Source organism: Hahella sp. HN01, assembly GCF_018986435.1.
Classification (GTDB): Bacteria; Pseudomonadota; Gammaproteobacteria; order Pseudomonadales; family Oleiphilaceae; genus Hahella.
Genome location: NZ_JAHMIN010000007.1, coordinates 23,803 through 37,017, shown reverse-complemented (window position 1 = coordinate 37,017; position 13,215 = coordinate 23,803). Strand labels below are relative to the sequence as shown.

Below are 13,215 nucleotides of genomic sequence, written 5' to 3'. Positions count from 1 at the left end.
ACTAGGGCTGAAGGTATCCGCCGACAGCCTGGATAATACGGGGAGAATCCGGCGGCGACACCCATATCGCCAACGCCGTTTTCTCCTGACCTATCTGCGGCGGCGGGGGAAGTTCGATGTCCCACTCCCCTGCGCCCGCCGTCTGCATCCTGTCCAGCACGACAAAGTCATGCATCAGCATACGTCCGCGGTTTTCCCCCGCCTTGATCTCGGAGGTCAGCCCCACGCCCAGGTATGCAACGTTCAAAACGGCTTTACTGGAAGCCGCAAACGAGGCATGTAAACGGCCGTCCTGCAACTGCGCCGACAGTACGCCAGGCTCGGCGTCACCGCCATGCCATCGTCTCGCCCCGGAAAACCAGCGACGCCACTCCTTGCTGTTCACCACAATGCCCGGCGTGTAAACATGGGCGACCAGACCTGAGCGCACATAATCCCGCTGTCTCTCACTGTATTCCTTCCGCGAAAAGCGGTCGGTCCAGCCCAGCTGATTCCAATAGTCCACATGAAACGCCATAGGGATGAAATCTTTAAACAGCCCCTTGTCCCCTTTCATTTCCGACAACCACTCATCCGCACGAGGACAACTGCTGCAGCCTTCGGAAGTAAAGAGTTCAACCACATCCGTGGCGTGTTTGGCGCTGACAAACTCCTGCGCAGGAGCCAGTAATGGCCACGCCAATAATATGCATGCAAACAGGTTAGCTTTCACTTTTCACTCCTCGCGCTTCAGGGGCTGTAGACATCAAGACGACAGCCTCTGGTCATTGAATAAAACCAAAGTCTGACGGTTTAGAGTCCGCTTAAGACAATCAGTTCCCTGGACGCCCCGATGCATTAGTTCCATTTCAAGTCTCTTCTCGACACCCAGACCCGACGGTTAGCGTTGAAAACGCTTTCCAGAGAAAGCAATGGCCTCTTGAGAATAAGCCCCGCCAAAGCATCGTTATCAGGCGTTTCAGTTATCTCCCAAATCACCGGATGTAGTCCAAATGGGGGTTTGCAATATTTCGAAGGAAAGCTAGAGTATTTCGCACACATAATGAAAACGATTCCACTTCAACGTCTTGTCCCGTCTGAATGACCACGGACAAAGGCGTTACTTAATTAAGCACCAGCAAACACTCTCGTTGCGACGAATTACCGGGGGCGACATGACAGGCGCCGTCTTCCGTCCGTCATGGCTGCTGGCGCGCTAATACAGCATTGGCTATGTCGAAGTTGTGAACTCGGCTCCAGCCCCTCCGGCGTAAAGCTTCCTCGGGAGATTCCGACGCGCGCAGTGAGCGCGTCGGCCTTTTAAACCTGACAATTACATAAGGTATCGCCAATGATTAAGCAGGGACTTAAAGCGACGGCTATCGCCGCGCTTATCGCAGCCGGGCCGGCAATGGCCTATGACTGCGCAGGACTGAGCAGCTGGGACGCCGCCGCCGTCTATGTCGGCGGCAAAACAATCCAACACAAGCAAAACGCCTACACCGCTAACTGGTGGAACCAGGGCGCAGACCCGGAAGCCCATTCCGGACAATGGCAGGAATGGAAAGCGGAAGGAGCCTGTGATGGCGCCGGCGGCAATCAACGCCCCACCGCCAAACTGACTTCACCCGGCGCAGGGCAAACATTCAAAGTTGGAGCGACGGTGGCGATTAACGCAGAAGCCACCGATGCAGACGGCTCAGTATCCAACGTCGCCTTCTTCGTAGACGGCGCACAAATCGCCCAGGACGCCACCGCGCCATATGCGGCCACCTGGACCGCCACCGCTGGCGCGCATACCCTGAAAGTCGTCGCTACCGATGACCGTTCCGCACAGGGCGAATCCGCAACCGTTTCCATTAATGTCTCTGATGACGACACACAACCGCCCTCTTCGGACTGTGACGCCCCGCAATACGCCGCGGGAACGACATATGCCAATGGCGACCAAGTGCAAAATCTGGGTCGGGTTTACGAGTGTAAGGTCGGCGGATGGTGCTCCTCCAGCGCCGCCTGGGCGTACGAACCAGGTAAAGGGCTCTACTGGGAACAAGCCTGGGGCGATCTTGGCGTATGCAGCGACGGCAACGCCGCTCCGACGGTCTCCCTGAGCAATCCTGCAGACGGCGCAATTATCCTCTCCGGAACGGCCATAAATCTGCAGGCGAGCGCCTCCGATAGCGACGGCGTGGTCACGGAAGTCTCTTTCTACGACGGTTCAAACCTGCTGGGCAGCACGGTAAACACGCCTTACGCCTATGAGTGGCTGAACGCGCCTGTCGGACAACATACGTTGACCGCCGTGGCTAAAGACGATGGGGGCAAGTCCACTACCTCCGACAGCATCACCATTACCGTCAGCGACGAAGCCGTCGCCACCGCCATCACTTCACCGCAAAACAATGCGCGAGTCACGCTTGGCGCCAGCGTCAGCATTAGCGCCAGCGCCAGCTCCATCAACGGAGATATCGCCAAGGTGGAGTTCTTTGTTAACGGAACCTCTATTTCCTCAGACGCCAGCGCGCCCTATCAAAGTAACTGGACGCCTACGGCGGAAGGCCAATACCAGCTGACCGTCACAGCCACTGACAAGGATGGCTACGACGCCACTTCCGCTCCCATCCTGGTGACTGTGCTTGGCGGCAAGACGTCTGATCGCGTTATCGTCGGTTACTGGCACAACTTCGACAATGGCTCCGGCTTCGTCAGACTGCCGGATGTCTCAGCGGACTGGGATGTGATTGATGTCGCCTTCGCCACGCCCAAGCTGGGCAGCCATTCCGACATGGAATTCTCTCCGTTCCAGATTTCACCGGCGCAGATGAAAGCGGATATCGCCGCCGTACAGGCCCGCGGTCAGAAAGTCATTATCTCCATCGGCGGCGCGGAAGCCGTAGTGAAGCTGACGGACGCCAACGCTGAGCAGGAATTCGTCGACAGCATGACGGCGCTGATTCGCGAATACGGCTTCGACGGATTCGATATCGATCTGGAGGGCAGTTCCTTGTCTCTGGATGCTGGCGACACCGACTTCAAAAATCCGAAATCTCCGGTACTGACGCATCTGATCTCCGCCAGCAAGCGCATCATCGGCAATTTCGGCAGCAACCTGATGCTGACCATGGCGCCGGAAACCTACTATGTTCAGGGCGGCTTCAGCGCTTATGGCGGCGGCTCGGGCGCTTACTTGCCGGTCATTCACGCCTTGCGCAATGAACTCAGCTTCATTCATGTGCAGCACTATAACTCCGGCTGCATGCTCGGGCTGGACGGCAAGTGCTACAGCGTCAGCACCGCCGACTTCCACGTCGCCATGGCGGAAATGCTGTTGGCTGGTTTCCCTGTAGGCGGCAATGCCAACAACCGCTTCCCGCCTCTGCCAGCGGAAAAAGTGGCGATTGGCCTGCCCGCCTCAGCTTCGGCCGCAGGCAGCGGCTACACCTCGCCCTCGGTCGTGCATCAAGCGGTGAATTATCTGGTGAAAGGGCAATCTTTCGGCGGAACTTACCAGTTGCAGAATCCTGATGGTTATCCGGGCTTCAAAGGCCTGATGACCTGGTCCATCAACTGGGATCGCGTCAACAATAACGAATATCTGAAGAACCATAAGCCGTTCCTCAACGGTTTATAGTCCCTGCCTTGGGCGCCTTTAGGCGCCCTTTTTTCAACCACTGCTATCCCTTCTCCAATCCCTCGCGCCACTGCGTATATCGATTAACCTAATCGGCCAACAATTCGCCAATTACAATTTCTACACAAAAGTAATCAAATAGATATTTATATATAAAACAATAGGATATACCAAACCCGCCACACCTCTTCGCCGAAGAAGACCGCCGTTACAGGTATCTTCACGTACCCTCACTCACTTGAATAAATAACTGCATACACTATAGTCCCCAGAAAAATGCGCATGTCTCTTGTTTTACCAAAGTGAGTTCGTTTCCACTATGAGTCTGACCATGTCAGCCCCCCGTTCAGGCGCCCTTGGCGTCATACCTCCTCTCTTCAGCATGCTGATCTTTGTTGTCGGCCATGGCCTGTTAACCACGTTACTGACCCTGCGCATGTCCGCGGAGAATGTTTCCACCTTCGCCATCGGTATGATTTCCACCGCGTATTTCGCGGGTCTGGTGATCGGTTCATTCGTCAACGCCAAACTCATTATCCGGGTCGGCCATATTCGCGCCTACGCGGCGTACGCATCTATGCTGGCCAGCGTCGCCATCATGTATGGACTGGTGGTGGAGCCTTACACCTGGGCCTTTCTGCGTCTGCTGGGCGGTTTCGCCACTGGCGGCCTGTTAGTGGTCATTGAATCATGGATGCTGGTGTCCAGCTCTTCCGAAAACCGCGGCAAGGTGATGGCGGTCTACATGATTCTCTTCTACGCCTCGCTGGCGAGTGGACAGCTGTTGCTTAAGTACATCGATCCTTTAACGTTGATTCCTTTCGCGTTAGCCGCTATCGCCGCCTCACTGTCCGTAGTGCCGCTTTCTCTTACTCGCGTGCCTATGCCGGAAATGGGCGAGCCGCATCCGTTGAGCATGGTGGAGCTGATTCGCCTTACGCCAGCCGGCGTATTGAGCAGCTTTATGTCGGGAATGGTGTTGGGTGTGGTGTACGGGTTGTTGCCGTTATTCTTCACCCAGTCCGGCTATGATTTGGATTGGGTCGCTAACCTGATGGCGGTGGTGATCGTCGGCGGCATGGCGCTGCAATATCCGGTGGGCCGCGCGTCAGACCGCTATGACCGTCGTCTGACGCTGACAGCGCTGGCGGCGGCGCTGGCTATTCTCAGCAGCATCATGAGCCTGATGAGCTATGGCGCCGGCGGCAGCAACGCTACGATGGCGCTGATGATCTTCCTGTTGGGGGGCGTCGCGTTCTCTATTTATCCTATCAGTCTCAGCCACGCCTGCGATGAGTTGCAGCCGGAGCAGGTGATCAGCGCCAATCAGGGGCTACTGATCGCTTACAGCATCGGCGCGATGACCGGACCACTGGTGGAGCCGGCCTTTGTTTCTATGATGGGACCGAAGGGCATCTTCACTTACTTCGCCGCCGTTTCCCTCGCCCTGGTTGGGTTCCTGTTATGGCGTCGGAGAGTCAGAACGCCTGTGCCCCTGGAAGAACACCAGGCTTACACGCTGACTACGCCGAATACGCCGGTGATGGCGGAATTCGACCCGCGTTCGGATCATGAAGAGATCACGGACGAGGAAAACAGCGAAGAAGAACAAGCGGCGTAACCTACTCCGCTTCCGACAAAGCCGGCTGCATGGAGCGCTTGTCGCGGTCCCGCAGCCCAACCAGCAATACGTCGCCGCCTGCGCTCACTCTCACTTCTCCATAGCGAGCGGCTTCATAAAACTCGCCAAACCCTTCCTGAAAGAAAAACGCGTCCGAAGCAATGTTGATCCGCCCGCCTCTGATCCGGTACAGCAGCGCCACCTCGGATGAGCCAGCCTCATCCGCCGATTGCGCCAGGCGTTGAAAGCGGGCGACGTTATCCTCATCCAGCGTAGCAATCACATAGCCGTCCGCCGTCACAACGTCTTCCTGATCCCCCAGCGCATTGTCGATTTGCCGGATCAGCGAATAACGCAGGCGCATATAGTCTCCCTGCATAATCGAGCGGGGATCGCGAGGAGCAAGTTCCAGCAGCACGGTTTCACCGCTAGCCAGCAGTCTTTCTTTGGCGATGATCAGCCCGTTGCATACCAGTAGGACCAGCGTCAGGCCGCCCCAGAGAATTCGTCTGCGCATCATCTCGGTCATGATCTGGCCCCCTCTTCAACGCCAATGCGATCCAGCAATTTGCGCACGCCAATCAGGACTGCGCCTGTCGCAACCAGACTGATTGACTTCGCCAACAGGCTGATTTCGATTCCGTAGAAGTAGGCCGTCAGAAACACGGACAAAAACACGACGCCCAGACCGATATAAAACGTGCGACATTGCGCGACGCCCACCACCAGAGCCAGAGACGCGACCATCAACCCTGGTGCGTTATGCGCGGTTACCGCAGTAATCAGCACCGTCGCGATCAGGATTGCTGGCGCACGTTTGTCTTCGCCAAAGACAGGAAACAACACCCGCCATATCGACCAGATTAAAACCGCCGCTATTCCCAAGGTGGAAATCCAGGGGTTGGGGTAAAACACAAAATCATCCAGCAGATCCGGCAGCACATAAACCGTCGACAATAACGACCATACTAACGCAGCGACGATCATGCCCGCCGCGAGAGGGGACGTCAGAGCTTCGTATCGGCGTAACCCGCTTTGCGAGTCATTCAGGGTCAGCCAAGCGAATCCCGCCGCCAACAGAGGCGGCGCTACAGGTATCAGCGCCTGTTGCTTGTGGATATAAAGCAGTATGGCTGTCGCGATGCAGATAAAAAGTACGGACAAAAAGCGATGCGCACGGTCTGCGAACAGCAGAATCAACGCCAGATTAAGCATGATCAGCGTCGCCAGTATGCCTTCCACATCGTCAACCAGATCCATCTCTTCCAGACCAAAGCCCAGCATAAGCTGGCCAGCCATGCTGGTCGCCAACGCCACTTGGTTAACGAACAGGTGATCCACTAAACGACTCAGAACAGTAGCGCCAACGATGAAAATCAACCCCAGGGCGACATAGCCCCCATCAGAAGCCATCAAGCTAACGCCTAATGCGAAGGCGATAAACAGCCAACTGCCCAACCAGGCGCCAAACCCCACCAGCGCCTTGATGAACCAGGGCTGCTCCTCAAACTGCAACAGCCGTTGCTGTAACGGAGCAGGTAACTCCGATGCTGCAGTAATCGCGGGATTCTCCGCCCGCATGCGCTCCAGGAGCTGCGCCAGGGTTAATTTATCGTTACTCATGGGAAGCTCCCTTCCGAATCTTACGCGCCAGCTCACGCAACCAGAGTGCGGCGAAGGCGGTTTGCCCGATCACCAGCAACGCCATGAACAACGCGAACTCGAATGAATCCGCCCAGAGTCTTGCTATCAGAGAGTTCAACACCAAAATGATAGCTAAGGCGCATTCCGCCAGAATTAGCAAATCAGGCTTGCGACGCTGATAAAACCAAAGGCAACCGCCCACTACCACAATGAAACCTACAGGCGTTAATGGAGCGAGGCGTCCGCCATGCTGCCACCCATCAAAAATGACGGACAAGCTGGCGCAGGCCATTAACGCCAATACGCCCGTACCAATAACCCTGGGAAACCAGCGTCCCCGCATCCAGGACACGCCGCGTTCGGCGCTATATTCCCATGCGACCAGCACCAGGCCATTCAGCAACAAGAGCGCCAGCGCCAGCCCTTGATCCCACACCATTTGCCCAAGCATCAGCAATGGTCCGCCAAAGTCTTCGCTCCAGCTTGAGTGGGGATAAAGCATCTGCGTCCAATAAAGAATCAGGGCAAGATTGGCCAGCACCGCCGCCAGCATCCATAAGCCTGGCTGTCGTCCAATCGCCACCCAGGCCGCCACGAGAACGCCCCAGGCGACAAAGAGTCCGTATGGATCTGCGCCAGTCTGATAGATCTGTCCATACACCGCCAAATGAACGCCCGTCAAAAACGCAGCGGCGAACAGGCAGCAACGCCCGACGATGCTATCCAGCCCTTTACGCCAGGCGCCCCAGGCTCCTGCTACGACACCCGTCTGGATCAAAGCGAATTTGGCGAATTTGTGCAGATCCTGCCAGTTGAAGGCAAAGAATGCGGCGACGCCGGCCAATATCAACGCAGCGCCGCACAACATAAAAAACAGGCGGCATCTGGCGAGCCAATCCGGGCGAGAGGTCTGATAACCGGCATGGTCCAACGCGCGATCCAGAGTCGTCTGATCCCATTGCAACTCATTGGCGAGACAAAATATCAAGGCGCGGGAGAGAGGCAGCTCGGCGGCTTCTTTTGCGGTGGAAGGAGGTAAATTCTGGTTCGTCTGCATAGGCGGATTTTCATAGGGTCATTAGACGGTAGTCTATCCCAGACTCGCTTATTAGAATACTTTTCTATAACCAAGTCCGGTTGACAATGTTGATGAAGTTCACGCCAAAAGGCTGATCTTTTGGCTAGAATTTTTCTTCGTCGACATCGCGCCGACTCATAAAAATAGATAAAGAAAAACAATAACTAAACAACAAATACAGCAGTTAATCCGCCAACAATGAATATATTAAAAACCGCCATTCTGGGCAGCCTCGCGGCTGTCTCCGTCACGGCTTTTACCGGCTGTGGCACAGTAAACACTGTCATGCGCGGCGATGACGTCGCCGCGCGCAACCTCAACGAAATAGGCACTCATTGTGAATCCATTCCCCGGGTCTACAGCGGCGTCGCCTATGACCTGTGCCGCCTGCATGGCGCACCCGCCCCCATTCACACCTGGCAGGCGACGGATGGAGAAGCGCACATGTTAGTAGTGGATTTGGTCGTATCAGGCGTGCTCGATACGTTGTCCCTGCCCTACACCATTTTCAAGCAGTCAGAGCAAGGCAATATCCGCATCAAATGACCGCGGGGCCTCTCGTTAGAAAATGCGCCTGAAAGTAATCTAAGACGTGGAGTTTACGCCGGGTCGTCCGGCGGCTCCATGCGACTGCATACCCGGTTACGCCCTTCCTTCTTGGCCTGATACAGGCATTCGTCGGCGGTGGACAGCAGATTTTCGCGACTGATGTGTGGGCCGGGATAGCATGTCACCAGCCCGGCGCTGATGGTGACGATCTTCTTGCCATCGTTATGTTCATGGGCGATCGCCAGTTTGTGCACGGCGTTCAACATGGCGTCAGCGAATCGCTGACCGCCTTCCGCATCCGTGTCTGGCAGAATGACCACGAACTCTTCCCCACCCAGGCGGGCGACAAAGTCCGTGTTGCGCTTGCGCACCTGGTAAATCATCTTCGCCACTTTCTGCAGGCAGGCGTCGCCGGCGGGGTGACCATAGAAGTCATTGAATCGCTTGAAGTTATCAATATCGATCATGATCAATGATAACGGCTCTCGCGCCCGGCAGGCGCGGAACCATTCGCGACGGTAGACTTCCTGGAAATTGCGCCGGTTTGGCACGCCAGTAAGCGCGTCGGTCAAGGTCAGCTTCTTTAACAAGTCCCGGTTGCGCACCAGTTCCAGCAAATTACGCGTTCGCGCTTTGACGATAGAGTGGCTGTAAGGTTTGATAATGTAATCGATGGCGCCGGCTTCCAGGCCGCGCGTCTCGTCTTCCGCAGAGTCCCGCGAGGTGACGAACACGATGGGGATATCGCGGGTTTCCGGTTCACGCTTCAGCTGTTTACAGACCTGATAGCCATCCGTATCCGGCAGCACCACATCCAACATGATCAGATGCGGATGCGCCTCACGGGCGATCTGCTTGGCCTGCTCGCCATTGACCGCAAAGAACAGCTCATACTCGTCCCCCAGCATGCTCGCCAGAGTCTCAATATTACTGACGGAGTCGTCCACGATAAGAACACGCTGCTTGGTCTGCGGTCTGCCGCCTCCCAGAGTCAGCTCAGTTTCTTCCAAAGACAGCTGAATCTGGCGCAGGAATAATTCTTCCCGCTCCTGGGCGTTGCGCAGTTCCGACTTCATTTCCCGCAACACCAACTGCGTGTTGACCTTGGCGATGAGTTCGAACCAATTAAACGGTTTGATGACATAGTCCACGGCGCCTTGTTTGTAGCCGTTGACCATGTCGTCCACGTCATTTTTCGCAGTCAGAAAAATGACGGGAATATGCCGGGTATTCGCGTTGCTTTTAAGCCTGCGGCATACTTCAAAGCCATCCATGCCGGGCAACTGGATATCTAGCAAGATAATGTCCGGTAAGTCCCGGATCGCCATTTCCAGCGCCTCTTCGCCAGTCATGGCGAACTCCACTTCGTGCACTTCTTTGAAGATGTTATGCAGAAGCTCAATATTGGTGGCCTGATCATCCACCACCAAAATACGCCCGGCCGGTTGTTGCTTAGCCATAGGTCGTCGCTCTAATCGTCTGTTCGTATCAGGTTTCGCAAACGTCTCAACGCTTCCAGCGCCTCTTTAAAGTTCAACTTCTGTAAGTTTAATAGCAAATCCTGATTTTCTCTCTTTGCGGCGTCACTTAATACGTACGCATTGACTTCTTTAGCGACGTCCCTGGCGCGTAAGTTATTGCTGGAAATAAGTTTTTCCAGCTCATCCAGTATTTCAAGCAATGCACCCCGAGCTAACGGCCCATCCTCGTTTTGAGGCTGCGGCTCGGGTTCGCCGTTGCTTTCCAGTTCCAGCAACAGCAGCTCCGCCTGACGCGCAGAGCCGGACATTTCGTCCAGTGCGTCCGCCAGCACCACCAGAGACTCGTTTCTCACCTGCCCCAGGCGTATCTCCTTTTCCAGAGTCATGGCGGCTTGATACACACCCTCGGCGCCGAGATTACCGGCTTCGCCTTTCAGGCTATGGGCCAAATGTTCAGCCCCCTGCTCATCGCCTTGGTCCAGCATGTCCTGCAAACGGGCGCAGGCGTGAGAATTGTTTTCAATAAAATCCACGACCAGATGCAGCAGCAGCGATATATTGCCCAGGAAGCGCGCTTGCGCTTGCTGCCAGTCGATCCCCGGCAGATCCAGTTCAATGGAGTTCTCCGTGATCTTACGGGCGGGCTTGTCCACAGCAGACTCGGCAGCCTCTGTCCGCTTGCTTGGGGGCGCTTCCCGCATCCAGGCTTTTAACGTCCGATACAACTGGTTAACGTCAATAGGCTTGGTAATATAATCATTCATACCCGCCTTAAGGCAACGTTCTTTATCACCGGCGATCGCCATCGCCGTCATGGCGACAACCGGCGTTTTATCCAGACCCGGCAGTTTGCGCAACAATTGCGTCGCCTGCAAGCCATCCATCTCGGGCATCTGAATATCCATGAATATCAGATCCCAGAGTCCTTCCTTGCGATACAAGGCGTCTTTGATACGGTTAATGGCCTGCAAGCCGTTGTTGCAGATGTCTACATGTAACCCCAGGTCACCCAGCAGATGACGGGCCACTTCCTGGTTACCCGGATTATCCTCCACCACCAGCACTTTGCCAGATACCCTTGGACGGGCCACAGGACCGACTTCTTTCACTTCCTGTGGCGGCGGAGCCTCGTCCGTATCCACCTGGAAACCAGCCGTGAATACAAATGTGCTGCCTTTGCCTGGCGTGCTCTTCGCCCAGATCTTGCCCCCCATCAACTGCACCAGTTGCTTACAGATGGCGAGCCCCAGGCCGGTGCCTTCATAACGTCGACTTAAACGGCTATCCACCTGACTGAATGCAGCGAACAGGCGCGACAGATTTTTCGGCGCAATGCCCACGCCGGTGTCACGAATGGAAAAGCGCAGCATCACCGGTCCTTCGTCGCCGGCTTCTTTCTTGTACAGACGCACCGTCACCACAATTTTGCCTCGCTCCGTGAACTTAATGGCGTTGTTCACCAGATTGAGCAGGATCTGTCCCAGACGGTCCGGGTCGCCTTTCAGACGCTGCGGCACGTCCTGGGAGACGGAAAAGATCAGCTCCAGTTGCTTCTCCGCCGCCTTCGCCGCTTCCATTTGCGCCAACTGCTGTAGAACGCCGTCGAGCGAAAAGGGCCTGTTTTCAATCTTGAGCTTGCCCGCTTCGATCTTGGAGAAATCGAGAATGTCATTGATCAGCGCCAGCAGCGACTTGGCGGCGACGTTAATGCGGGTGAGGAAATCTGTCTGCCTTGCGTCCAGGTCCGTGCGCTGCATCAGATAGCACATTCCCAATATCGCATTCATGGGGGTGCGAATCTCATGGCTGACGTTGGCGACGAAGAAACTCTTGGCTTCACTGGCGGTTTCAGCCTGTTCTTTAGCCAGAATGAGTTCTTTTTCCGTCTGCTTGCGCGCATCGATCTCACCACGCAGTTTCCGTATCAGGATGTTGATCGCCACCCAAGCGATGAGCAACAGACATAGCGTCAATAAAGCGTCCATTAAAAACGCATGCTGCATGTTGCGCTTGAGCTTGCTGAAGAAGAGATGGCTGACTTCAAAACGCGCGACGCCCAGAAGTTCGTCCGTCACCCTGGAATACAGCTCAATTTGAGCGGCGTAGCAACCTGCGCATTTGCGCACGCCCCAGGTGCGATTGAGAATCCCTGATGGCGCATTCAACGTGGTGTAGTCCAGTTCCAGCGTCACGCTCTGGAAAAAAGGCGTCTCCGACACCGGGTCGGTCAGCAGCAGAATCTGATCAATCACCCGCTCCACACGCTCCCGGTCCACCGGCTGACCAGGATGCTCCGTCAGCACATCCGCCAACGCCACTCCCTGGGAGTAGGCCAGTATCTGGGCGTTCGCCTGCGCTTCTTCGCTTAAACGGGGCTCCAGGCCGAGAAACCAATAAACCGCCAATACGCCTTCCAACGCCAGCGCCAGCAATGAAAACGCAAGCGTGGCGGCGATAGGCACGCGGGATCGCTCTGCACGGATGTCACGGGCCATATGTTTTCGCCACCTTCAGAAAAAACGCTTTGATACGAATCTGCGATTCCGCCAACGTCTGCAAATTGATGTAAGGCTTTATATGCGCCTCGACCGCCAGTCCGCCCAAAACGCCTCTGGACACATCCCCTTCAAACGGAGAGAAAAGCACCACCTGTTTGTCGACGCCGAACTCGATCAATTGCTTAAGTTCGTCGTCAAACAGTTTTTCAATGATGAAAATACCGGCGGGTGGCGCTGTCTGATATTTGCTCAAGGCGAAATCATTGGAGATCTCAACCCGAATGGGCAGCCCTCGCACCCGCGCCTGCAGCTCGCCCTCGCCCAGCTCCAACAACTCACGGCCATAGAACTCCGCTTTGGCGCTGTTGTTGGCGTATATAAGCACTATTTTTAAATAATCGTCGTGGGTCTTCTTGGACTCGATATCCTGATCCGCCGCCAGCAGGGAGCGGAATAACTTCAAGCCGGTGCGGATGCGGCGCTCCTCCATGGTGTCCGCATGCGCCGTTAACGCCCAGGCGCAACTGAGAAGCAACAGGAGTAAGGATAGAAGCCGCCTGAAATTATGCGAGCCGGTAACAAAATGAATTGGCATACAGGCTTATTGGAGCTTGCCGCATGACTTGCGGCGACGCGCTCGCGCTGCATATTCGTCGCCTGTTCGGACGCCAAGAGGCTGTTGACGTTTCGGCATTATTTGTTCGCTAATTTGATCCGCATGAGTGGGCACAACC

The 13,215-nt window shown here is 55.6% G+C and carries 10 protein-coding genes; 3 read left to right on the top strand and 7 right to left on the bottom strand.

What is annotated here, in order from left to right:
- Window position 1: 1 nt before the first annotated feature.
- Window positions 2-712: a DUF1223 domain-containing protein gene (locus tag KP814_RS08680; protein ID WP_216736406.1), complete on the bottom strand. Its 711-nt coding sequence runs from the start codon at window positions 710-712 to the stop codon at window positions 2-4.
- Between the two features lie 618 nt (window positions 713-1,330).
- On the opposite strand from KP814_RS08680, the gene KP814_RS08675 reads away from it, so the two are divergent.
- Together KP814_RS08675 and KP814_RS08670 are read left to right on the top strand one after the other, a co-directional pair.
- The gene (locus KP814_RS08675) at window positions 1,331-3,610 is read left to right on the top strand and encodes an Ig-like domain-containing protein (protein ID WP_216736405.1); all 2,280 of its coding nucleotides are present in this window, start codon (window positions 1,331-1,333) and stop codon (window positions 3,608-3,610) included.
- Between the two features lie 331 nt (window positions 3,611-3,941).
- Window positions 3,942-5,231 carry an MFS transporter gene (locus KP814_RS08670; protein WP_253938260.1) on the top strand — a complete coding sequence of 430 codons (1,290 nt, stop codon included), beginning with the start codon at window positions 3,942-3,944 and terminating at the stop codon, window positions 5,229-5,231.
- Between the two features lies 1 nt (window position 5,232).
- Here the strand turns inward: KP814_RS08670 and KP814_RS08665 are convergent, their stop codons facing one another.
- Genes KP814_RS08665 through KP814_RS08655 form a run of 3 tightly spaced genes read right to left on the bottom strand, consistent with a single transcriptional unit; the run spans window position 5,233 to window position 7,932 of the window.
- Entirely contained in the window at window positions 5,233-5,760 is a 528-nt protein-coding gene (locus tag KP814_RS08665; RefSeq protein WP_216736403.1) for a GDYXXLXY domain-containing protein, read from the bottom strand.
- The gene (locus KP814_RS08660) at window positions 5,757-6,854 is read right to left on the bottom strand and encodes a DUF4401 domain-containing protein (RefSeq protein ID WP_216736402.1); all 1,098 of its coding nucleotides are present in this window, start codon (window positions 6,852-6,854) and stop codon (window positions 5,757-5,759) included. The genes KP814_RS08665 and KP814_RS08660 overlap by 4 nt, the downstream gene beginning before the upstream one ends.
- Window positions 6,847-7,932, bottom strand: coding sequence for a DUF2157 domain-containing protein (locus KP814_RS08655; protein ID WP_216736401.1), 1,086 nt, complete (start codon window positions 7,930-7,932; stop codon window positions 6,847-6,849). Before KP814_RS08655 ends, KP814_RS08660 begins: the two co-directional genes overlap by 8 nt.
- Before the next feature lie 219 nt (window positions 7,933-8,151).
- On the opposite strand from KP814_RS08655, the gene KP814_RS08650 reads away from it, so the two are divergent.
- Complete coding sequence (locus KP814_RS08650; RefSeq protein WP_127968455.1) at window positions 8,152-8,499, top strand: YceK/YidQ family lipoprotein; 348 nt, start codon at window positions 8,152-8,154, stop codon at window positions 8,497-8,499.
- A 53-nt stretch (window positions 8,500-8,552) separates the two neighbouring features.
- Here KP814_RS08650 and KP814_RS08645 read toward each other — a convergent pair whose 3' ends face one another.
- Genes KP814_RS08645 through KP814_RS08635 form a run of 3 tightly spaced genes read right to left on the bottom strand, consistent with a single transcriptional unit; the run spans window position 8,553 to window position 13,076 of the window.
- A complete protein-coding gene (locus tag KP814_RS08645) occupies window positions 8,553-9,962 on the bottom strand; it encodes a response regulator (protein ID WP_127968454.1) in 1,410 nt (469 codons plus the stop codon).
- 11 nt (window positions 9,963-9,973) lie between these two features.
- A complete protein-coding gene (locus KP814_RS08640; RefSeq protein ID WP_216736400.1) occupies window positions 9,974-12,478 on the bottom strand; it encodes an ATP-binding protein in 2,505 nt (834 codons plus the stop codon).
- Complete coding sequence (locus tag KP814_RS08635; protein ID WP_216736399.1) at window positions 12,468-13,076, bottom strand: hypothetical protein; 609 nt, start codon at window positions 13,074-13,076, stop codon at window positions 12,468-12,470. Before KP814_RS08635 ends, KP814_RS08640 begins: the two co-directional genes overlap by 11 nt.
- Window positions 13,077-13,215 lie beyond the last annotated feature (139 nt).